Here is a 22,457-nt window from a genome sequence, read left to right as displayed (position 1 = left end):
ATCTTTTGAGTCACCAAATAATGCATGAGCAATTGAATGCCTGCAATGATCAAGAAATATCTGCATCCTCGCCGTGGATAAAGCAAATTACTCGAAGTCATTATAAAACCCATATCCAGTATTTATGATTCGAAGGGTTCCAGAGGTGTTTTAACATTAAACGCATGAGCTGCACAATCTAGCCTTATGGATTGCAGCATTTTCCATGGCAGCCGGGCGCTGCGCTGAAGATTCCCAACAAGCTTATAAAATAGAACTGGTACCACTGCCTGCCGATACCATCAAAAACGTGAACAATTAGTGCACTTGATAAAAAGTTGGGTGATAGGTTGGAGGTTATCGCTAAGTTAGTAGCGAGTATTTTGTTTGTGCTATTGATAGAGGTTGTCAAATAAAGCAACCTCAAAAATCCTGGAAGGATTTCCAGGATTTTTGTTCTCTGGCGTGCAAGTGCATCGATACAAGCTTTTAATCAGGCAAATGCTGGCAAAAGCGTAATAACTAATCGCTTATTCGTCCTAACAGAGTTGCACGGGTGTGCTGAGCTTTTTCAGCAATCAATTGAGTAGCAGCCTCAAGCTGACCCCATGTATTCCACAGCAGTACACCGCGTACCTGCCCATTACGCAAATAGTAGATCACGCCTTTGCGAAAGGGCTCTTTCCAGTCTTCAATGATATCAAGGCTAGCATCAAGCTCACCTATTGCTTCATATCCCAGATCAAATAGATCAGAGTAGAAATAAGGGTGATAATGATAAGGATTTGATTGACCAGCCATGTTTTTGCCAGCCATTTCCCCCATGATATTTGCGTTGTCTTCATGTTCTACCCGTATTCGTTTTTCCAGGAGAGGGCTATAGAAATTCGCTACATCGCCTGCAGCATAAATATCAGGATTACTCGTGCGCAGCCATTCATCGACTAGAATGCCATTATCTACTGCAAGTCCGGCTTGTTTGGCAAGGTCAGTGTTAGGTTGAATTCCTAGTCCGGCTACGATTCCATCAGCGGCTATTTCAATACCATTTTCAGTAATCACACTCATTTTGGCGCCTTCTTTCCGAATGGCTTTAACCCTGTCGGCTGCATGGATGGTGACGCCTTTCTCTCGATAATAGCTATTCAAATATTCTGAGAGTGCTTGTGGATAAACACGCGCGCTTATACTTTTTTCAGGAAAAATCATGGTTACGTGTTTATTGTTCATTGCAAGTGCAGCAGCAATTTCTGAACCTATGAAACCACACCCGATGACAACAAAATTTGAATCTTGCTCGCATAGTTCGCGTAACTTCTGGTAATCATCTACGGTTCTATAGTAGATGATATTTGCATCTACATTGGGCAATCGTCGGACTAATCCGCCAGTGGCGAGTAAAAGTTTTTCATAGGTATAAATATTTCCGACATTATCAGTCGCGGTCTTTTTGGTCGGGTCAAGATTGACTATTTTTTTGCCTATATGGACAGCAACATCAAGGTCACGCTTGCTACGCCAGATTGATTCAAATTTCGCGCCTTTCCATAATGACTTAGTTAGCGGAGGGCGATCATAGGGCGAGTGTAATTCTTCACAGATCATGGCGATGGTACCATTTGGGTCAATTTGGCGAATACCGTGAAGAGCTGAATCGGCAGTCATCCCACCACCGACAATAAGGTATTTGTGATGTTTCATGGTAGCTCCTTTATAAGATGCACGCTAAAAACTTATCACCTCTGCTTGTCAAAGCACCTTGAAATATATTACCTCGAAAATCTCACTTATATTGGCTTTTTAATGGCTTTGGATAACTAAATCATCCATAATAGATTCGTTTCGTATCAATAAAAAGCCAGCGTGCTCTTCTTTGCTTTGTATTTAATCAAATAAAGCAACGACATAGCTTGACGATATGGTTTACTGTTGGCATAGTGCTCAAAACTATGCAGCAAAGATTGGGATCTTTTTAGTTTTCAAATCAAATAGGCGAGGTTTTTGATGAAGATAATGTTTTTTAAAGATCTCATGACGCTCATAATAGCTTTGCTAGTCATTGGCTGTGTCCAGCATGCTACGCAAACGGCAAAAGAACCACCTTTTTTCAGCCAGTCTAAACCTGAAGAAGTGCTAATCTATGATTTTGCAGTTAACTTAGAGGACGTTAATCAAAATTCCGCCCTTTTTGCAAAAATCGACAGGAGGTTCATCGGGAGTGATCAAACAGCTGAACAAATTCAGATTGGGCGCGAAGTAGCTGATGCTCTGGCCGCCGAATTGATGGCAAAGATAGCCGCTATGGGTTTTAATCCAGTGCGAGCCACAGCCAATAAGCCCATTGGCAAAGACGCGATTATGATTACAGGGGAATTTATCGACATCGATGAAGGTCATCGCCTGCGGCGTACTGTAATTGGTTTAGGTGCAGGCAAATCTTTGCTTAATAGCCGTGTGCGGGTTTTAGCACAGGGAGATTCTGGCATTGAGGAACTGATCGCCTTTGATGCCCATTCCGAAAGTGACAGCATGCCTGGAGCAGCTATGTTGGGACCGACTGGTGTGGCAACAGGAGCTGGTACAGCAACAGTGGTTTCCGCCAACGTAGCACTGGGTGCTGGAAAGGCTTATAAATCGGCTTCCGTACAACAAGCAAAAGGTATGGCTGATAAGATAGCTGTAGAACTGGCAAAGTACTTTGCCAGCCAAGGTTGGATAGATCCCTCTTTGGTAGAGTAAAAAAATGTGAAATAGCAGTATTTTTCTATCAGCTTTTTTCCCCTATGGTGAAGGGTCGAGCTAAGCTCATGACATAGGGGACATTTTCGAAATTTTCTCATTCATCAGAATGGTGAGACCGCTACGAGGTGCATCATATGTCGCTCCAGGCGCGAATGCGGCGTTGCTCTTTGTTGCAAGGGGCGACTCTGCGGCCTTATCGTGCCTTGCCTGCACCTGAATCATTACACGCTTCACTTCATCCAACTGCGGTTTTAAGATTATTTGTTTTCAGCCAGATAGCTTCCCATTCAGAAACTCCAGCATTTCGCCTGTTTCTGTGTGTCGTATCCGGGTAATTCCGCCATTATTGACTTTAATTCGATAGAAACCAACCGAAGCTGCATGGATTGTTCTTGCGATGACTGCACGAATTACGCCTGCATGCGCAACGATGAGATAATGCTTACTTCGATAGTGCTCCACGATTTCGTCATAAGCTGAGTTGACTCGATTGATGAAATCGTCAAGTACTTCTGCACCTTGAGGTCGATGATTTACCGGGTTTCTCAGGAAGGCCTGAAACTCATCGCTTCTACCTATTTTAATTTCATCATGGCTAAGCCCTTCCCACGAACCTAATCCCACCTCTTTAAATCGAGGCTCAACAGTAACGTCTATTCCGTGACGTTCTCCCAGCGCGCGCGCAAACGCCTGGCAGCGTTGTAGCGGAGAGGTGATAATCTGCTCCCATGCGTTATATTCACCAACTGCATCCCACATTTGGGACCAGCCTTTTTCGCTGAGTGGATCGTCGACGTTGTGACCTCGATAACGATGCCCGCCAACAGGCTCACCGTGACGAATCAAATCAATAACAGTTTCTGTCATAAGAAAAACTTTGATGGTAGTAATTTTTGATGATGTAGTTTATCTGATCGTGATGAAAAGCGACATGGTGCAATAGAATCGATCAAACCTACTAACAAATTATTCAACTGAAATTGATGTTGCCGCTGCGGTGTTAAAAACAGGCTCAAAATGCTCATTTATCAGGTATAAACTCCGCTTTTTTCGCCTGCTTTTGCCTATCATCAACTGCCTCGAATACGTTTTTCAACAGCCTGTTAGATAAAGTATCGATACAATATGGAATATCGCCGGTTTAAAAAAGTCTGCTGCCTGAGATTGAAAGAAGCTGCATAATTTCAAGAAATTGGATAGATATTTTATGTGGATACAAAAACAACTTTATCTTAGAGCCCGCGCACGCGGCTTTCACCTGGTGACTGATGAAATATTGCAACAGCTGCCGGAATTAAGGGAGGTCAAGGTAGGGATCATGAATATCTTTATTCAACATACTTCTGCATCATTAACCCTTAATGAGAATGCAGATCCTGCCGTGCGCCAGGATTTTGAAGATTTCTTCAATCATATAGTACCTGAGGATGCACCTTATTACAGACATATGGACGAAGGAAGCGATGATCTTCCAGCACATTTAAAATCTAGTTTGTTAGGCTGCAGTTTGATCATTCCCGTCACCAATGGACGACCCAATCTAGGCACATGGCAGGGAATTTATCTTTGTGAGCACCGGAATCACGGGGGAAGCAGAAGACTTGTTATTACCATTAATGGTGAATAATATTATCGATTATTCTAAAAACGGCCTTTAGGATTATTTAAGTTCAAGGAGATCTTTATCGGCTCTTCGCTGTATTATTTATCCTGCCTGCGGTTCACCTTCGCATCATGTTTGATTTAGATTTGATTTAGAAATGGAATAAGAGATTAAAAATAAGCATTGACAGGTTACAAAATCTGAATTGACTGAGAAATGGTTATAGGTAGGCTTTAAAATAAGGCAGAAAAATAATTAAACCTATGATGACAGCGCCAATAGCGCTTATCAGTACGGCACCTGCGGCCACATCTTTAGATTTTTGAATGAGTGGATGCGGAGCAGGGGAAGCAACATCGCATAAAAATTCGATGGCAGTGTTTAAAGTTTCTGAAACAAACACTGCTAAGATAGCCAGAATGACAAGACACCACTCAACAGATTCAATCTGAAAAAATAGTCCGCAGCTGATTACTAGAGTGGTTGCAAGAAGATGAATCCAGGCATTATGCTGGCTTTTTATTAATACGGCTATGCCTGCGAAAGCGTAGCTAAAGCTTTTGATTCTGGCTGCAAAGGAGAAGGTAGATATCTTGTTCAAGTTTTTCCGTACTACCCGATTGTTGCGTGACATTGTAGCTTCATCCACCAAAGAATGATACTCACGGCTTTATTTTTGAACAGATACATGGTAGTAGAATTGAAGTAATAGTCAAAAAATGACCGCATAATCTGATAATGTGAGGGAAAAGCAAATGAATCTTATCTTTTGTAAAATTTTCTTTCGCCAAATTCTCAGCTTTTACAGCTAATTTTTCTAATTTCGAACAATCATTGTTTTTCATTAAAAATTTCCGATTCTTTTAATGTTCGATTGTGATACGGAATTTTAATTATTGTATGTGCCAATTTAGGTACTACTGACTAGATATGCTAGCTTGTGGTATACACTCGAACGGCTACTTAGCGATCAATTCCATTTTGATTGGGTTTTTCATCACGCCTGTTTTAGCCCAAGCACAACAATTAAAAATACCCGAACCTGTCATCTTTGCTCCCCTTACAGTAACTGCAACGCGCACAGAAAAAAAACCTGAACAAATACCCGATGCGATTACCCGTATTGAGCGGAGTAAATATACCGATCATCAGCCTGGTGCCACGCTGGATGAGTTCGCCTATGGTACGCCCGGTGTTTTTTTCCAGAATCAATATAATTTTACGCAGGACTTGCGGATAGCCATCCGCGGCTTTGGTGCGCGCTCACCGTTTGGTGTGCGGGGTATCCAGTTGCGTGTCGATGATATTCCGCAAACCTTACCCGATGGTCAGACACAGCTCGATGCTATTGATCCGGCTTTGATCGAACGGATGGAAATTCTGCGAGGCCCATCGACCACGTTATACGGTAATGCTTCCGGCGGTATGATCAGCATTACCACTCGCTCACCACGCGAAAAGTTTGAAGTCGCGCCCCGTCTAGTTTTTGGTCAGTTCGGTTATTTGAAATCGGAGTTGTATACAGGAGGGCGGATGAGAAATTTTGACTATGGATTGTTCGGATCGTATCTCCAGCAGAAGGGCTGGCGCAATCACAGCAGCATGGAAAACCTGTTTTCCCAAGTCAAATTGAATTTCCAATCATCACCTGATTCCGACTGGATGATTTTACTGCATGAGTTTTATTCCCCTGATTCGAAAGATCCAGGTGCATTAACACTCGCCGAGGTTAATGCCAACCCGAAACAGGCAGCAGCGAATAATCAGTTATATAACGCTGGTGAAGCCATCCGCCAGGAACAATTCGCCGTGCGCTACCGGAAAAGCCCGTCCTCTAACCAGATACTGACTATTGTTGCTCATGCGTTACACCGCGATTTTCAGAATCTGCTGCCATTTAACATTGGCGGACAGGTGGAATTCGATCGCTGGACAGGAGGATTGGCAGCCCAGTTTGCGAGTGATCATACTTTGCTAAAGCGTGCTAATCGCTTGCTGGTCGGTGTCGACTATGCCATCCAGAATGACGATCGACGACGTTTCAATAACCTTTTTGGAGTGCAAGGTGCATTAAATTTTGATCAAATTGAACGCGTACAGAATGTCGGGTCGTTTTTACGCAATGAATGGAGTCTAACTGACAAATTCGATCTTGTGGCCGGTGGCCGCTGGGATTGGTTTCAATACCGGGTAAAAGATGTATTTCTTTTGGATAGCGATCAATCGGGCACCAGAACGCTCTCTCAAGCCAGTGGCACAGGGGGGCTTGTGTATCGCCTGCTGGATACCCATCAGATCTATACCAATATTGCTTCCGTATTCGAAGCGCCCACGACCACAGAACTGATCAACAATCCTGCAGGAACGGGAGGATTCAATAATAACCTTGAAACCCAGACTTCCTTGAGCAAGGAAATCGGACTACGGGGTAGCCCAGCTGGTTTTGCATATGAAGCTACATTTTTTCATATCCATACCCGCAACGAAATCACACCATTTGAATTAGCCGAGTCTCCTGGTCGCATTTTTTTTCGCAATGCGGGAAAATCACGCAGACTAGGGGTTGAAAGCCGTCTGGCAACGCCAGTATGGCAGGGACTGCAAGGTGAAATCGCCTACACCTATTCGGATTTCGAGTTTGAGCGCTTTATCGTCGACAATATCGATCTGAAAGGCAATGAATTTCCCGGTTTACCAAAACATAGATGGGAAGGGAGGATACGTTACACCCATCCCACTGGAATATTTGGGCAATTGCATGTTCATCGGGTAGGAGAGTTTTTTGTGAATGATATCAATACTGTCACCAACCATGCCTATACCCTGGGGCAATTGTTGTTGGGGTGGGAAAAGAAACATCGCTGGCTCGAAGGTTCGGTATTCGTCGGCATTAATAATCTGTTCGATGAGCGCTACAATGCTAATACGCGTATCAACGCCGCATTTGGTCGTTTTTTTGAACCAGGCCCGCCCCTCAATGTTTTTGGTGGGCTGCGCATCCGGATGATACCGTTTTAATGCTTTATTTGCTCATGCCATCTATAAGGAAGGGATGAAAATGACTCGTATCTTACTGATAATCAAGTTGTTCGCTTTACTTACGTTGAGCAGTCTTTATTTTTATTCCACTGCACATGCTCAATCTTCCCAGGTGAAATTCGATGTACATGTCTTAGTAAGGGGGCTAAATCATCCCTGGAGCATGGCATTCCTGCCTGATGGACGGATACTTTTAACCGAGCGTATAGGGCAGCTTCGTATCGTATCGGCCGATGGCAAATTATCCGAACCCATCAAGGGTGTGCCGGCCGTGTTTGCCATGGATCAAGGCGGGTTGCTGGGTTTAGCACTTGATCCAGATTTTTCCAGAAATCATCTCATTTATTTTTCTTATGCGGAACCACAAGCCAGTGTAGCTGGCACTGCTGTTGCCAGAGCAAAGCTGGTCGATATGACGCTGGAAAATATACAAGTGATCTTCCGTCAGCAGCCCAAAACAGATGGCGCCAAGCATTTTGGATCTCGCCTGGTATTTGCGCCGGATGGCAATCTTTTTGTGACACTTGGTGAGCGTTTCAAATATATGGAGCAAGCTCAGCAGCTCGATAATCATCTCGGTAAGCTGGTCAGAATCCGGAGTGATGGCTCTGTGCCTTCCGACAATCCCTTTGTCAAAGATCAGAAAGCCAAACCGGAAATCTGGTCCTATGGTCATCGGAATATTCAAGGTGCCGCCATTCACCCGAGCACCGGAGAATTATGGATTCATGAGCATGGTCCGCGTGGGGGAGATGAAATCAACATTCCCAAGCCGGGCAAGAATTATGGCTGGCCACTAGCTAGTTATGGCATTCACTACTGGATGACACCCATCAAAAAGGAACATGCAGAGCAAGGGTTTGAAGAGCCGATTTATTACTGGACACCCTCCATCGCCCCTTCTGGCATGATGTTCTATAAAGGCACCATGTTCCCAGAATGGAAGGGTAATTTATTTATTGGTGCATTGGCAAGCAAGCATCTGGTCAGGTTGGTAGTCAATGAGAAGAATGTCATTAGCGAAGAAAAATTATTAAGGGATAGCGCACGTATTCGCGATGTCGCGGAAGGGCTCGATGGCGCGATTTATCTGCTGACTGATGAGGAGAATGGAAAATTGCTCAAGTTGACGCGGGCAACGGCGCAGTAAGTTCGCAGTAAGTTTTGTACCAGCTCATATATATTATTGGCCGAAGAGCGTCAATTGTTTTAACTATGCATTTGTGCACTTGAAATAAAGTATATTCCTACGATTGGATGATGGAAATTGGATGAATTGATAGGCTCATGTCCGGCTTTGCGAAGGACTGGGGTGAAATTTCCTTGGTCTACTCACTATTAGGGTAGTGGGCGTCTATTTCATTATAAAAATTTTATACTTTCATAAAAGTTTACAAAATATCCTGATTACTTGACCCCAATAGTTTATTTAAAGATAGTTTATAACCAGAACAAGAACGCTCTCCTTGCTCGGTTTTTTCAAACAAAATGCTCAAAGAGAGAATTTCCTATGTACATTTCAACGAGACAATTTTTGTTCAACAAAGCTGGTCAGGCTGCCAAGTGTTTCAAAGGTTTTAGCGCTGATTTCATCGTCATTTATTGAAATATCATAATATTCTTCCAGTGCTGTAATGACATTGACGACTGCCATTGAGTCCAGCTCAGGGATATTTCCAAGTAAAACTGTATCTTCTCTAAGTGAATTCTTACGCTCCTCCAGATTGAGGACATCAACCAAGATATTTTTGACTTCTTCTAGATGTTGCATGATTACTCCAAAGTTGATCCTTTTTCTCGAGCAAAAAATGGTTATTTAGTTTTTGTGTTTCGAGGTGAAATTTTAGAAAAGAATTAAATAGAAAAATTTGTGAATAAAAGGAAGTAGGGAAATAATTATTATTTGTCATTTACTGACGCGAAAATATATAGCTTATCCAGCTTACAAGTTTAATTTATTTTCCTTTCTTTATCGATAAAGAAACATAAACTGTAGTAATGGAATGAACGGAGATGGATTTCTCCGCTTTGCTATTACCCGAAATTCCACCACAAATTAAAGAAAGTAATTGCGTCTGTGATACCCCCCCTCTTCACTTATCACATTCCCAGTAGACCAAACAAGGGGAAACTGATTTGCCATATTTCAACATTGTTTAGAATCACGTGCTTCCAGCGTTGCAGGCGGTATGTAAGTTGTTATCAAGCGTTTTGTCAAATAGTTTCTTATTTAGGACTTCCTAAAGAAGCTTCACTGAGATATTCTTTTAGCATATTCTTTTAACCCGAATATTTAGCCAGGACATGGAATGATAGCGAGGCGGTTTGCGAGCAGATTTACGTATTCCACGCCAAGCCAATCTTCGCGGCAATTGGTGCAAAGTAGGAGTGGAAAGATGTCACAAATTTCCCGTCAGCGCGCGAAGGCCAACGATATAAATTGAATTTAAGTGAATCTAGCCGAAAGCGCTTGTTCATCAGCTTTTACATCATGTTACAGGCTAGCCTGGTGAAATATCTGGGTTAAATATCGGTAAATTACGTCGATTTACTATGCGTTGTTGCAATTCAAACTTGAATCTATCAATTAAGAGATCATATGTCTAAAATTATAATTTCTCCAAACACTATCCCAGCAGAATGGGATGAAGCTGCTTATCTTTCCATCAATCCTGATGTTGCTAAAGCTGTACAACAAGGAGTGTTTAGCTCCGGTTATGATCATTTTAAGCAATATGGTAACTACGAGAAACGAAATAATGCTTTTCGTAAACAAAATGGAAGCCAGAAATTTCATTTTGTCGAAGATTACCGAAACCTAGTGAGAAATTTGATGGAGCAGTATCCATTGGATGAGGCTATGTCGCGTGCTATCGGGGGTAACTTTGTTGCATGGGGTCAAATCGAAAAGCAATTGCTCATTCATTATGGCTTATTACCAGATCATACATTGATTGATGTAGGTTGTGGTTCGGGGCGCTTGGCAAAAGCCATGATTCCTTATCTAGTAAATGGAAAATATTTAGGAACTGATGTCGTTGATGAGTTGCTTGATTACGCCAAGAAAGATAGTCCTTCCAATTGGCAATTCAAAAAAGTTGAGAACATTTCTATTCCTTATCCCAACAGTTGTGCAGATTTTTGTGTTTTTTTCTCGGTATTTACTCATTTACTTTACGAAGAAATCTACTGTTATTTACTTGAAGCTCGAAGAGTCATCAAAAAAGATGGCATGATAATTTTTTCATTCCTGGAATTTCCCCAAAATTGGGATATTTTTGAAGCTACTTACGCTAATATTCTTTTGGGTAAACCAAATGTTCATCTGAATACATTTATCGGTCGCGATGCCATCAAATGCTGGGCAAGTCGGTTAGATTTGTCAATCGTTTCAATTACTGCTGGAAATGAGCCATTTATCTTATTACCCCAGCCAATTACTCTTGAAGACGGGAGAGTAATTGAAGGATTGCAAGCATTTGGCCAGTCTGTATGTGCGCTGAAAGCTTAATCAGAGAAGGCCGGATAAGTAATTCCATTTCTAAATCAAACCTAACTTTGTCGGCTTCACCTTGCCGTATTATTTATACTGTCTGCGGTTCGCTCTTGCGTCATCTTTGATTTGGAAATGGAATAGCAGCTTATATAGGGTTGGTCGGGGTGAGAGGATTTGAACCTCCGACGCCTGCGTCCCGAACGCAGTACTCTACCAGGCTGAGCTACACCCCGTGAATATCTTATGAATATACATTAGGCATGCTGAGTTTTATCTCAGACTTATTTTGGTGGCAACAAGGAGGATCAATTAAATTTCGTTAATGATTTCTTGTTACAGCGAAATGAGCCAATTGTAACAAACATTCCTTATAGCTAGAATCAGCCAAATTTGCGATAGCTTCTGAAGCTATTTCAGCTTCATTTTGTGCGCGTTGTTTTGCATAATCAAGAGCACCTGTTTCCTGGATAATCTCTAGAACAGTCTGGAATCCGCTTTCTCCGCCTGTTCTAATGGCTTCGCGTATGATATTTGCTTGCTTATCAGAACCGTTGCGCATGGCATAAATGAGGGGAAGTGTTGGTTTACCCTCTGCAAGATCATCACCAAGATTCTTGCCAGTATCCTGATAATCGCCTGAATAATCAAGCAGATCATCGATCAATTGGAATGCTGTACCCAGGTGCATTCCGTAAACTGCCAAAGCCTCTTCCTCAGGTTGAGTGGCGTTGCCAATGATTGCCCCAATACGAGCAGCAGCCTCAAAAAGCTTAGCGGTTTTAAAGCGAATAACACGTAGATAATTCTCTTCTTCTACATCAGGATCTCTACAATTGAGTAATTGTAGGACCTCACCTTCGGCTATGATATTAGTGGCATCAGATAGTACTTGCATAATGCGCATATTGTTTACTTCTACCATCATCTGGAAGGAGCGCGAATAAAGAAAATCTCCCACTAATACACTGGCAGCATTACCAAATAAAGCATTTGCGGTAGCTCTATTTCGCCGTAACTGTGACTCGTCTACTACATCATCATGTAGCAGTGTTGCTGTATGAATGAATTCAACTATTGCAGCTAGATTATGGTGATGCTGCCCGGAATAACCAAAGATACCAGCAGATAAAATAACCAGTGCTGGGCGCAGTCGTTTGCCTCCATTATGAATGATGTATTCACCTACTTGATGAATAAGTGCGACCTGAGAATGAAGCTTTTGTCGAATCACAGCATCAACAGCGCTCATGTCTTGAGCAATAAAGCTCCTAATACGTTCGATTGGCACAACAACCCCTTGAAGAAATAACTATAGTAGAAATGTCCCAGCTTAAGTGTCAAGCTAGATGGTGTAAATAGATATTAAATATTTGTCACACAAGATGTTCATAGAATTGTATAATTTTAAAATATATGAAAAGGGATGAATAGGATATGTATGCTGTAATAAAAACTGGCGGAAAACAATATCGTGTTGAAGTCGGTAATAAATTAAAAATAGAACAAATTGTAGCGGAAGCTGGCAGTGACTTGGTAATTGATCGAGTTTTGATGGTTTCCGAAGGTGAGAATGTATCAATTGGAAAACCATTTCTTGATAGTGCAAAGGTCAGCGCTACTGTTGTAGGACACGGGCGGCATGATAAAATACGCATCTTTAAGATGCGCCGCCGCAAGCACTATCAGAAGCATCAAGGACATCGACAAAATTATACCGAAATCCAGATAACTGGTATTTCAGCGTAAATAAAGAAGTGAGGAATTAAATGGCACATAAAAAAGCTGGTGGTAGTTCGCGAAATGGACGCGATTCACATTCCAAACGTCTAGGGATAAAAAGTTTTGGAGGAGAACTGATTAAGGCTGGGAGTATTATTGTTCGTCAACGTGGCACTCAGTTTCATCCTGGAGAAAATGTTGGCATTGGTAAGGACCATACCTTATATGCAAAAATTGAAGGGAAGGTTATATTTGGTGTAAAAAGTGCACTTAATCGCAAAACAGTATCAATTATACCTGTTTAAACTCGTTAAATTCTCAAAAGCCCCATTCAATATGATGGGGCTTTTTTTATTTGTGAGGCTACCGCTAAATACAATGCCTGCTTATTTTTGTACCTTGAACTGATTTCAGGTTGAGACAATTGAGACAAGTTTATGAAATTCATTGATGAAGCAAAGATCGAAGTATTTGCAGGTGACGGGGGCAATGGTATAGCCAGTTTTCGTCGGGAAAAATTTATTCCCAAGGGTGGACCAGATGGTGGTGATGGTGGTCGTGGTGGTAGTATTTACGCGATTGCCGATCATAATATTAATACTCTGGTTGAATATCGCTTTACACCTTTATTTCGTGCTAAAAAAGGTCAAAATGGGCGCGGTTCAGACTGTTATGGTAAGAGCGCAGACGATATTATTTTGCGTATGCCTGTAGGAACGATCATTACCAATATAGCTACTGGTGAAATCGTAGCAGATCTGCAACATCATCAACAAAAAGTACTTTTGGCTAAAGGTGGAACAGGAGGATTAGGTAATATTCATTTCAAATCCAGTACCAACCGCGCACCAAGGCAATTTACCCATGGTGAACCTGGAGAAGCTTTTGAGCTAAAGCTAGAGCTCAAGGTGCTAGCAGATATTGGCCTTCTGGGTATGCCGAATGCTGGAAAATCAACCCTGATTCGAGCAGTATCAGCAGCGCGCCCCAAGGTAGCGGATTATCCTTTTACTACGCTCCATCCCAATCTAGGTGTAGTCCGGGTAGATCAAGACCGAAGTTTTGTCATGGCAGATATTCCCGGCTTAGTAGAAGGTGCTGCAGAAGGGGTAGGGCTTGGTCATCGGTTCCTGAAACACTTGGCAAGAACGCGTTTATTGCTTCACGTTATCGACATTGCGCCTTTAGATGAACAGATAAGCCCAGTTCATGAAGCTAAGGCGCTTATCGAAGAACTCAGAAAATATGATGAAACACTTTATCAGAAGCCTCGTTGGTTAGTGCTGAATAAAATTGATATGCTGCCTGATTCGGAGCGTGATGCGTTATGTAATAAATTTATTCGTGATTTTGAGTGGGAAGGTAAGTGGTTTGGGGTTTCAGCATTGACAGGTGAAGGTTGTAATGCATTGATATATGCCATTATGAATTATCTCGAACAAGAATTAGCGGTGACTACTGAATAATGAGCCAATCAATATTGAAACAAGCTCGTCGTATCGTTATCAAGGTTGGGAGCAGTCTTGTCACCAATCAGGGTCAGGGGCTTGATCATGATGCACTCGCCCGCTGGGCTGCTCAGATCTCTCACCTCAAAGATATGGGGAAAGAAATTATATTAGTTTCTTCAGGTGCCATAGCTGAAGGCATGCAGCGGTTGGGCTGGAAAAAACGTCCCACCGCATTGTATGAATTGCAAGCTGCTGCAGCCATTGGACAAATGGGGCTGGCACAAGCGTACGCAGCCTGTTTTGGTCGCTATAAGTTACTTACGGCTCAGGTATTGCTTACGCATGATGATTTATCCGACCGCAGGCGTTACCTGAATGCCCGTTCAACACTCACTACTTTATTGAAACTTAATATCATACCAATCATCAATGAAAATGATACGGTTGCAATTGATGAAATACGTTTTGGTGACAACGATACTTTGGCTGCCCTAGTTACCAATCTCACTGAAGCCGATGTGCTCGTTATACTTACTGATCAAGCTGGATTATTTACCAGTGATCCGCGTAAAAATATGGATGCCAAATTAGTCCAGGAAGCCAATGCTGGTGATCCAGAAATAGCAGCTATGGCGGGAGGGGCTGGCAGCGAAATTGGACGGGGTGGAATGCAAAGTAAAGTTATTGCAGCAAAGCGTGCAGCGAGAAGCGGCGCGCATACCCTTATCGCTTCGGGGAGAGAGACTAACGCACTTGTTCGTCTAGCGCAAGGTGAGGCAATTGGTACTCTTTTGTTAGCCACCATGCCGATGCTCATTGCACGAAAGCAATGGCTAGCTGACCATTTACAGGTTCGGGGAAGTGTAATCCTTGATTCGGGTGCCATGAAAGCACTTGTCACGGAAGGAAAAAGCTTATTACCGATCGGTGTGATAGATGTCAGAGGTGGCTTCGAGCGAGGAGAAGCAGTGGCTTGTTTGGATCAAGAAGGGAATGAAATTGCGCGTGGTCTGATTAATTATAGCGCCAAGGAAACTCAAAAAATCATGCGGCGACCGAGCCATGAAATTCAGTCTATTCTCGGCTATGTGGATGAATCTGAGCTCATTCATAGAAATAATTTAGTACTACTGTGAATAGAGATCTAATTCAATAATTTTATCGACGAGGAAGGGGTATGACAGAAGCGGGAGTAGAAATTATACGAAAAGAACTGTGCTTCCAAGGTTTCTTTCGTATGGAGCGATACACCTTGCGCCATCGTCTGTTCAGTGGCAGCTGGAGTCAACCCATTATTCGTGAGTTGTTGGAGCGTGGCCATGCTGCCGCGGTTCTTCCCTATGATCCAGCAAGGGATCAAGTGGTGTTGATTGAGCAATTCCGAGTGGGTGCGATGCCCATATCCAGTGGACCATGGCTGATGGAGATTGTAGCCGGCATCATCGAAGCGAATGAGTCTGCAGAAGAGGTTGTGAGAAGGGAAGCGGTAGAAGAAGCTGGTTGCGATATCCATGAACTTGTTCCTCTTTATGATTATCTGGTCAGCCCAGGTGGAACAACAGAACGCATAGCTTTATTTTGTGGTAAGGTCGACTCTACGCATGTAGATGGGATCTATGGCAAAATGGAAGAAGGGGAAGATATCAAAGTCCATGTGATGACTGTAGATAAGGCCCTATCTTTATTAGCTTCAGGAAAAATTATTGCAGCCAGCGCGATCATAGCATTGCAATGGCTGGCTCTCAATCGGGAGCGCCTTCGTAAAATCTGGTTAAGTGGGTGATAATCCAATGTGTCCTGAGAGAAAAGTTGAGCAGGTTTTTTTTCGATTGAAAATCAAACTCAGCATTATCCTGCTGCTTTTCTCATATGGATTGTGCCCGCTGATAGTACAGGCTGGTAGCACAGCATTATGGTTGGATATTGAGGGTGCCATTGGTCCAGCTAGTCATGATTATATCAAACGCGGTCTTGCTAGTGTGGCAACATACAATGCTCAGCTTGTCATCATTCGGCTAAACACACCCGGTGGTCTGGATGCCTCAATGCGCGAGATCATTCAGGAAATCATTGCCTCTCCCGTTCCTGTTGTCAGCTATGTTGCACCAAGTGGGGCTCGTGCATCCAGTGCGGGTACCTATATTCTTTATGCAAGCCATATTGCTGCCATGGCACCCGCTACTACCTTGGGTGCCGCTACACCTGTGAAAGTAGGCGGTTTTTCAGGTGCTCCCGATTCATCTGATAAAAAATCGCAAAATAATCAGCATGAAGAAGCCAATATGCAAGATCCCACGACGAAAAAAATCATTAATGATGCAGTTGCCTATATCCGTGGTCTTGCCCAGATGCGTGGACGGAACGCTGAATGGGCAGAAAAAGCGGTACGTGAGGCTGCTAGCTTAACAGCTGATGAAGCACTGGCCGAAGGCGTGATTGATTTGATCGCGGTTGATATTCCTGATTTGCTGAGTAAGATTGATGGACGCATAATCAACATACAAGGGCAAGAAATAACATTATCAACTCAAGGAATCAATATCCAGCATCTTGAACAGGATTGGCGCACACGATTGCTGGCAATCATCACGGATCCCAATATCGCTTATATTTTGTTGCTGATTGGTTTCTATGGATTGATATTAGAGTTTGCCCATCCAGGCACAATTATACCCGGGGTGGTGGGTGCAGTTTGTTTATTACTCGCGTTATTTGCATTCCAAGTATTACCTATCAATTATGCCGGACTTGCGCTTATTTTTCTTGGTATCGTATTTATGCTGGCTGAAATGTTTGTGCCCAGTTTTGGTGCACTTGGAATTGGCGGTATGATCGCTTTTGCCATGGGTTCTATCATGTTGCTTGATATGGATATACCCGGCTATGGTATTTCTATTCCACTGATTGCTACGGTTACTTTAATGACTGCAGGATTTTTTCTAGTGGTGGTGGGTATGGCGATAAAAGCCAGAAAACGCCCTGTCGTGAGCGGCAGAGAAGAACTGATAGGTGATATCGGAGAAGTGGTTGATGATTTCGACAATGAAGGATGGATCAGGGTGCATGGGGAATTGTGGCGAGCAAAAACCAGCATACCATTACGTCGTGGACAGAAAGTCCATGTGACTGCAATAAAAGGTCTGATGCTGGAAGTGGAAACCTATAATCAGCATAATTCAAAGGAGAATTAGCATGGATATAGATATGGTATCAACGATTACATTGACTCTCGGATTTGTTGTTTTCTTTCTGGCTAGTGCTTTCAAGGTTTTGCGTGAATATGAACGGGGTGTCGTGTTTTTATTAGGGCGATTCTGGAAGGTTAAAGGACCAGGCTTGGTTATTGTTATCCCGATTATTCAGGCCATGGTACGAGTTGATTTACGTACTGTTGTCATGGACGTACCCACTCAGGACGTGATATCGCGCGACAATGTCTCGGTAAAAGTAAATGCAGTTTTATATTTTCGAGTTATTGATCCACAAAGAGCTATTATTCAGGTGGAGGATTACAATACTGCAACCAGTCAGTTAGCCCAGACTACTTTACGTTCTGTGCTTGGTCAGCATGAATTGGATGAGATGCTGGCAAGTCGAGAAAAACTCAACAATGATATCCAGAAAATTCTGGATGAACAAACCGGAGCTTGGGGTATTAAAGTTGCCAATGTGGAACTCAAGCACGTTGATCTCGATGAAAGCATGATTAGGGCGATAGCCAAACAGGCAGAAGCAGAACGCGAGCGGCGCGCAAAGATTATCCATGCCGAGGGTGAGCTTCAGGCATCGCAACACTTATTGGAAGCTTCGCAGGTTCTTGCGCGACAACCTGAGGCACTGCTGCTTCGTTATTTGCAAACGCTTACCGAAATTGCTGGTGAGAAGAGTTCCACGATCGTTTTTCCATTACCCATGGAGATGATGACAACCCTTCAGAAAATGGCGGAAAAACAGAGAGAAAAATAACCAATAAGGTTTAAAAGTTTGGATTTAATTTGACGTATTCAAAAATAGAATTGAATAAGCACTGGCAATTAGCATCATTGAAATGGCCGCTTCGTGCCAAAAAGATCCAATTTCAACTGCTCCATGAATGGCTGGTCAACTTCAGAAAGTGGTCAATCTGATGATAATGAAGAGCTTGTGCAATGCGCTGAGAAATTCTCGAATTTGCCAAATCTTATTTTGGACAATTTGTTCACAGCCTGTGAATTGGACACCTTTGCAAAATCAGACTCAGTTTTATTAAAAATATCATCAGTTCGCTCCAATGATAGAGGATGATTGGCAATTTAATTCTTTTTTGGTATTTTAACTACCATGTCTACAATTGCCATTGTCGGTGGCGGGCCCGCGGGATTAATGGCTGCGGAAGTGTTAAGTCAACCAGGCTTAGAAGTTCACCTTTATGATGCAATGCCTTCAGTCGGGCGCAAATTTTTATTGGCAGGAATAGGTGGTTTGAATCTGACTCATGCTGAACCTTTTAACGACTTTGTTTTGCGTTACGGCAGTAGACAGCCAGAAATAGAATCGTTACTGAATCATTTCACGCCACAAATGGTAAGGGACTGGGCACGTGATTTGGGCATTGAAACTTTTGTGGGTTCATCACGACGCGTATTTCCGCTAGAAATGAAAGCTGCTCCTTTATTAAGAGCCTGGTTACGTCGTTTGCGATCTGCCGGTGTAACTTTTCATACCCGCCACCGTTGGTGCGGTTGGGAGGCAAATCAAGCATTAAAGTTTTCAACGCCAGACGGTGAAATATTAATTCATGCTGATGCTGTGATTTTAGCGTTAGGCGGTGGTAGTTGGGCAAAATTAGGCTCCGACGGAGCATGGTTGCCATTATTGGCAGAACAAAGTGTAGTTATCGCCCCATTACAACCTGCCAATTGCGGTTTTCAAGTACTGTGGAGTGAGTATTTTCGTGGCCGCTTTGCTGCGCAGCCGTTGAAATCGGTGATACTATCTTTTACGGATGCTACCGGGAAAAGTTATCAAAAACTGGGAGAATTAATGATCACCGTGACTGGTATTGAAGGCAGTTTGATTTATGCTTTATCTGCGCCGTTACGTGACACGATTAATGCTTGTGGTTCGGTGACTGTTTATCTTGATCTTGTCCCTGATAAGAACTTGCCCCGTTTGGTCAAAGAGTTAGCAAAACCGCGCGGCTCCAAGTCTATGGCTAATCATTTGCGTAGTCGGATTGGTATTGAGGGAGCGAAAGCAGGACTGCTGCGAGAATATTTGTCTGCTACAGAATTTGCTAATCCAGAACTGCTGGCTGCTGCGATTAAGGCTGTGCCGATGAAATTAATTGCTACCCGCCCGATAGATGAAGCGATTAGTACCGCAGGCGGAGTTTGTTTTGAATCGCTGGATGCTCAATTAATGCTGAAAACTATGTCGGGTGTATTTTGCGCAGGAGAGATGCTTGACTGGGAAGCTCCAACCGGTGGTTATTTACTCACCGCTGCTTTGGCCAGTGGTCGTGTAGCAGGACTGGGAGCTTTAACCTGGCTGCAAACTGGAAAAAACTTTCATTAGTCACAGTTGAGACCTACCTCTAGTGAACAACATTGAAGAAATTATTCAAGCATTAGTTGAGTTTCGTGATGAGCGGGATTGGGCGCAATTTCATAATCCGAAAGATCTCGCCTTAGCGCTGAATATTGAGGCCGGCGAGCTTCTGGAAGCATTTCTTTGGAAACCTTCTGAGCAAGCAGACATCGACAAAGTGAAGGAAGAGCTTGCCGATGTCTTCGCATTTGCTTTTCTGCTGGCTGAAAAATACGATTTTAATGTTAAACAAATCATGCTGGAGAAGATTGAAAAGAATGCGCTGAAGTATCCTGTTGCAAAATCCAAAGGGACCGCAAAAAAATACACGGATTTATAGGCACTCTGCGTTCCAGCTCAATGGTCATTTTGCTGTTAACCGCCATAATGAGGTGAGTTCTGCTGCACGAGCAGCGTGCAGCGGGTCACTGGTATCCGCGACGCGTTTATGGTATGGCTTGACATCTGATTTACTCAGAACCTTCAGGCCCGCCGCGTCAATGGCAGCAAGTAATTCAGCACGAGTGCGCAACCCAAGGTGTTCGGCAAAATCGGAGAGAATCAGCCAACCCTCGCCTTCGGGTGCCAGATGTAGGCTGAGTCCATGCAAAAATCCCCACAGCATTCGACTTTCCGGGTCGAATATCGCATGTTCAAGCGGTGAGCTGGGCCGCGCGGGAATCCACGGCGGATTGCATACGATCAGCGATGCTTGTCCTTCCGGAAAGAGGTTTGTTTGCACCAGATCCACTTGGGTTGCTATGCCCAGGTGGGTCAAATTTTCGCGCGCGCAGTTAATGGCACGTACATCCAGATCGGTCGCGACAATGCGCTGGAATCCCCGACGCGCCAGCACGGCGGCCAGTATGCCTGTTCCGGTACCGATATCAAACGCGACAGACTGTGCCGTGACTTGCCTGGGTAAAGGGGTGTCTATGACCAGATCCACGTACTCATTTCGAATGGGTGCAAACACACCATAATGCGGGTGAATACGGTCACCCAACGCTGGCAACGCTATGCCCTTTTTACGCCACTCAAAGGCCCCGATCAGTCCCTGTAATTCACAAAGTGATGCGATATAAGCTTCTGTCCGTGGCCCATGCGCTTCCAGACACTCCAAGCGGACATCGGGCGCGCGGCGTAAAGGGATGCTGTGATCTGCATTGAAAGGAATCAGTAGGCTGCCCAAAATGCGGGCACGTTGGGATTGAGTCTGGCGGTACCGATGAAAGAGTTCGGTAGGTGACGAGGTTGTTTTGTGTGCGAGTCGTTTTTTATCTATTCGCCTTGCCAATGCCTGCAGTAATTGGCGTGCGTTTTGAAAATCACCCTTCCACAGTAGTGCTGTTCCTTCGCAGACCAAGCGGTAAGCAACATCTGCAGTCATGCGATCATCGATGACCAGCACGCGCCTGGGCGCAGGCATCCCCTTTTCTGAATACCAGCGAGCTGATCTTTCAATGCCAGCTTCGTTCCAGCTAATGAGAGAATAATCGCTCATGGTGATAGACGAGTTAGTCGCGATTGGGTAGGAGGGACTAAGGAATAGTCATATAAATGCATGACGGGATTCAGAGATCAGCAAGTAACATGAAAAGGTCCGATGGTTGGGCCTTTAGCCTTGTTCCACTGGTGAATGGCTTCGGGAGTAGGTGAGAGATCAACTCGGACCTCCTTTTTCTTGAAATACTCTGATGCCTCTTCCAAGAGCGTTATATTGCCATAGTGACCTGAGCCAATGATAAGCCGTTCAGCTCCCTTTTCGAATATGTGCTCAGCCTTTTCGAGCGAGATGATATGAGATGTACCGAATACTGCCTTGGATAGTTTTTTCTTTCTCTTCTTGATCTCACCTGCAAGCCTGATGAGAACATCGTGTTCGATATCAGACCCATCTATAGTGATGGAGCCAAATTTGGTACCGTCAATTCTAGGATTCATGGGGGCACTCCTGAGGGATGCTTCGTTATTCTATGGGCGGCTTATGTGCGCAACGATATGCCTACACATTTCGGTCATAGGTGACGCCCGGATCCAGCATTCGTTTCCATAGTCTTCGAGCTTTTCGTATCTTGCTAGCACTGCACTGTTGTCTCCTCTCAAACCAGCGAAGATGCTCGACGAGCTATGTGAATAAATTTACTGCTTTTAATATAGCATACTAATGGAGAAGGTTTTCAACAGTCGGGACTCGACCTGCCGCGTACGTACGAATGGTGACCTTGGAGCTGAAGCTTGGTCGTCTCTTTCTGGCATTTTTGAGACATTGGTAAGTAGCGGAATCGACTCAAATCAGCCGATCGATTTAGTCGGATGCTGTCATTGGAGGAGCGTTATCAACGGCATTCTCCAATCGCAGAATTGGGGCAGCTTCCTCTCCCTGCCAATGCTAAAAAACAACTGCTTGATTAGTCTGTGCGTAATTAGTTGATTTTAATGGGCTAAAAAATATGAGCTTGCGAATTTCGCGCTTGCTTGACAGGTAGGGTGGAGAGAATAATGACAAAATCGTGACCATTTGCTGCAAGCAGGAAGTCCGCAAGAATCCGCATAAACCCTCACAGACACGCGAGAGTAAGCGAAAAAAAACCAACCGGATGAAGGGTTAGTTTTGGAGCGTCGACTATCGAATAATTTATTTAAATATTTATTAACAAATAACATTTTAATTCTTGGAGTGCTAAGTTGCCCCAAAAGTTGCCCCCTTCACAAAGGTGATGCCATCAAGTCATATAGTCTTCAATTGAATTTTTATTGTTAGAGGAAGATTACTCTATAAGACTAGAGCATTCTGCACTTAAATAGAGTCGATAAGGGATTCTCAAAGGATGAGATATAGTTGATGATCTTGCTATAA

Annotated in this window: 21 protein-coding genes and 1 tRNA gene; 14 read left to right on the top strand and 8 right to left on the bottom strand. The window is 43.6% G+C overall.

All coding sequences use genetic code 11. The features are described 5' to 3' along the window. Nucleotides 1–501 precede the first annotated feature (501 nt). Nucleotides 502–1,680, bottom strand: coding sequence for an NAD(P)/FAD-dependent oxidoreductase (locus R2Q26_RS06775; RefSeq protein WP_317535589.1), 1,179 nt, complete (start codon nt 1,678–1,680; stop codon nt 502–504). A gap of 303 nt (nt 1,681–1,983) precedes the next feature. Between R2Q26_RS06775 and R2Q26_RS06770 the strand changes: the two genes are divergently transcribed. Beyond that, entirely contained in the window at nt 1,984–2,718 is a 735-nt protein-coding gene (locus R2Q26_RS06770) for a DUF4410 domain-containing protein (RefSeq protein WP_317535588.1), read from the top strand. 270 nt (nt 2,719–2,988) lie between these two features. On the opposite strand, the gene R2Q26_RS06765 is transcribed toward R2Q26_RS06770, so the two are convergent. Further along, nucleotides 2,989–3,588, bottom strand: coding sequence for a histidine phosphatase family protein (locus R2Q26_RS06765; RefSeq protein WP_317535587.1), 600 nt, complete (start codon nt 3,586–3,588; stop codon nt 2,989–2,991). Between the two features lie 340 nt (nt 3,589–3,928). Here R2Q26_RS06765 and R2Q26_RS06760 point away from each other — a divergent pair, with 340 nt between their 5' ends. Then, nucleotides 3,929–4,348, top strand: coding sequence for a secondary thiamine-phosphate synthase enzyme YjbQ (locus R2Q26_RS06760; protein ID WP_317535586.1), 420 nt, complete (start codon nt 3,929–3,931; stop codon nt 4,346–4,348). A gap of 196 nt (nt 4,349–4,544) precedes the next feature. Here R2Q26_RS06760 and R2Q26_RS06755 read toward each other — a convergent pair whose 3' ends face one another. Continuing rightward, entirely contained in the window at nt 4,545–4,958 is a 414-nt protein-coding gene (locus R2Q26_RS06755; protein WP_317535585.1) for a diacylglycerol kinase family protein, read from the bottom strand. A gap of 347 nt (nt 4,959–5,305) precedes the next feature. Between R2Q26_RS06755 and R2Q26_RS06750 the strand changes: the two genes are divergently transcribed. Then, on the top strand, nt 5,306–7,342 hold the full coding sequence (locus tag R2Q26_RS06750; protein WP_317535584.1) for a TonB-dependent receptor: 2,037 nt from the start codon (nt 5,306–5,308) through the stop codon (nt 7,340–7,342). Nucleotides 7,343–7,382: 40 nt separating this feature from the next. Beyond that, nucleotides 7,383–8,513, top strand: a complete 1,131-nt coding sequence (locus R2Q26_RS06745; RefSeq protein ID WP_317535583.1) for a PQQ-dependent sugar dehydrogenase — start codon at nt 7,383–7,385, stop codon at nt 8,511–8,513. A 369-nt stretch (nt 8,514–8,882) separates the two neighbouring features. Here R2Q26_RS06745 and R2Q26_RS06740 read toward each other — a convergent pair whose 3' ends face one another. Beyond that, complete coding sequence (locus R2Q26_RS06740) at nt 8,883–9,134, bottom strand: acyl carrier protein (RefSeq protein ID WP_317535582.1); 252 nt, start codon at nt 9,132–9,134, stop codon at nt 8,883–8,885. A gap of 828 nt (nt 9,135–9,962) precedes the next feature. Between R2Q26_RS06740 and R2Q26_RS06735 the strand changes: the two genes are divergently transcribed. Next, complete coding sequence (locus tag R2Q26_RS06735; RefSeq protein WP_317535581.1) at nt 9,963–10,874, top strand: class I SAM-dependent methyltransferase; 912 nt, start codon at nt 9,963–9,965, stop codon at nt 10,872–10,874. A gap of 141 nt (nt 10,875–11,015) precedes the next feature. On the opposite strand, the gene R2Q26_RS06730 is transcribed toward R2Q26_RS06735, so the two are convergent. Both R2Q26_RS06730 and ispB read right to left on the bottom strand, forming a co-directional pair. Beyond that, nucleotides 11,016–11,092: transfer RNA gene (locus R2Q26_RS06730), tRNA-Pro, on the bottom strand. An 86-nt stretch (nt 11,093–11,178) separates the two neighbouring features. Next, on the bottom strand, nt 11,179–12,147 hold the full coding sequence (gene ispB / locus R2Q26_RS06725; RefSeq protein ID WP_317535580.1) for an octaprenyl diphosphate synthase: 969 nt from the start codon (nt 12,145–12,147) through the stop codon (nt 11,179–11,181). Nucleotides 12,148–12,293: 146 nt separating this feature from the next. On the opposite strand from ispB, the gene rplU reads away from it, so the two are divergent. The 9 genes from rplU (at nt 12,294) to R2Q26_RS06680 (ending at nt 19,937) form a co-directional block, all read left to right on the top strand. Further along, nucleotides 12,294–12,605: a 50S ribosomal protein L21 gene (gene rplU / locus R2Q26_RS06720; RefSeq protein WP_317535579.1), complete on the top strand. Its 312-nt coding sequence runs from the start codon at nt 12,294–12,296 to the stop codon at nt 12,603–12,605. A gap of 20 nt (nt 12,606–12,625) precedes the next feature. Continuing rightward, the gene (gene rpmA, locus R2Q26_RS06715; protein WP_090568477.1) at nt 12,626–12,883 is read left to right on the top strand and encodes a 50S ribosomal protein L27; all 258 of its coding nucleotides are present in this window, start codon (nt 12,626–12,628) and stop codon (nt 12,881–12,883) included. 132 nt (nt 12,884–13,015) lie between these two features. Next, nucleotides 13,016–14,044: an Obg family GTPase CgtA gene (gene cgtA, locus R2Q26_RS06710; protein WP_317535578.1), complete on the top strand. Its 1,029-nt coding sequence runs from the start codon at nt 13,016–13,018 to the stop codon at nt 14,042–14,044. Continuing rightward, nucleotides 14,044–15,165, top strand: coding sequence for a glutamate 5-kinase (gene proB, locus R2Q26_RS06705; protein WP_317535577.1), 1,122 nt, complete (start codon nt 14,044–14,046; stop codon nt 15,163–15,165). Before cgtA ends, proB begins: the two co-directional genes overlap by 1 nt. Before the next feature lie 41 nt (nt 15,166–15,206). Then, nucleotides 15,207–15,812: an ADP-ribose diphosphatase gene (nudF, locus tag R2Q26_RS06700; protein ID WP_317535576.1), complete on the top strand. Its 606-nt coding sequence runs from the start codon at nt 15,207–15,209 to the stop codon at nt 15,810–15,812. A gap of 7 nt (nt 15,813–15,819) precedes the next feature. After that, the gene (locus tag R2Q26_RS06695) at nt 15,820–17,220 is read left to right on the top strand and encodes a nodulation protein NfeD (protein WP_317535575.1); all 1,401 of its coding nucleotides are present in this window, start codon (nt 15,820–15,822) and stop codon (nt 17,218–17,220) included. Between the two features lies 1 nt (nt 17,221). Then, nucleotides 17,222–17,995 (top strand): slipin family protein, encoded by a 774-nt coding sequence (locus R2Q26_RS06690; RefSeq protein ID WP_317535574.1) that lies wholly within the window; start codon nt 17,222–17,224, stop codon nt 17,993–17,995. A gap of 354 nt (nt 17,996–18,349) precedes the next feature. Continuing rightward, entirely contained in the window at nt 18,350–19,585 is a 1,236-nt protein-coding gene (locus tag R2Q26_RS06685; protein ID WP_317535573.1) for a TIGR03862 family flavoprotein, read from the top strand. Nucleotides 19,586–19,607: 22 nt separating this feature from the next. Further along, entirely contained in the window at nt 19,608–19,937 is a 330-nt protein-coding gene (locus tag R2Q26_RS06680; protein WP_090568458.1) for a nucleotide pyrophosphohydrolase, read from the top strand. Between the two features lie 24 nt (nt 19,938–19,961). Here R2Q26_RS06680 and R2Q26_RS06675 read toward each other — a convergent pair whose 3' ends face one another. Next, the gene (locus R2Q26_RS06675; RefSeq protein WP_317535572.1) at nt 19,962–21,101 is read right to left on the bottom strand and encodes a class I SAM-dependent methyltransferase; all 1,140 of its coding nucleotides are present in this window, start codon (nt 21,099–21,101) and stop codon (nt 19,962–19,964) included. Between the two features lie 77 nt (nt 21,102–21,178). Next, nucleotides 21,179–21,541 carry an MTH938/NDUFAF3 family protein gene (locus R2Q26_RS06670; protein ID WP_317535571.1) on the bottom strand — a complete coding sequence of 121 codons (363 nt, stop codon included), beginning with the start codon at nt 21,539–21,541 and terminating at the stop codon, nt 21,179–21,181. Between the last annotated feature and the right edge of the window lie 916 nt (nt 21,542–22,457).

Origin of the sequence: Nitrosomonas sp. Is37 (assembly GCF_033063275.1) — a bacterium.
Lineage (GTDB): Bacteria > Pseudomonadota > Gammaproteobacteria > Burkholderiales > Nitrosomonadaceae > Nitrosomonas.
The sequence above is the reverse complement of the archived record's forward strand: the minus strand, read 5'-3'. Positions and strand labels throughout refer to the sequence as shown.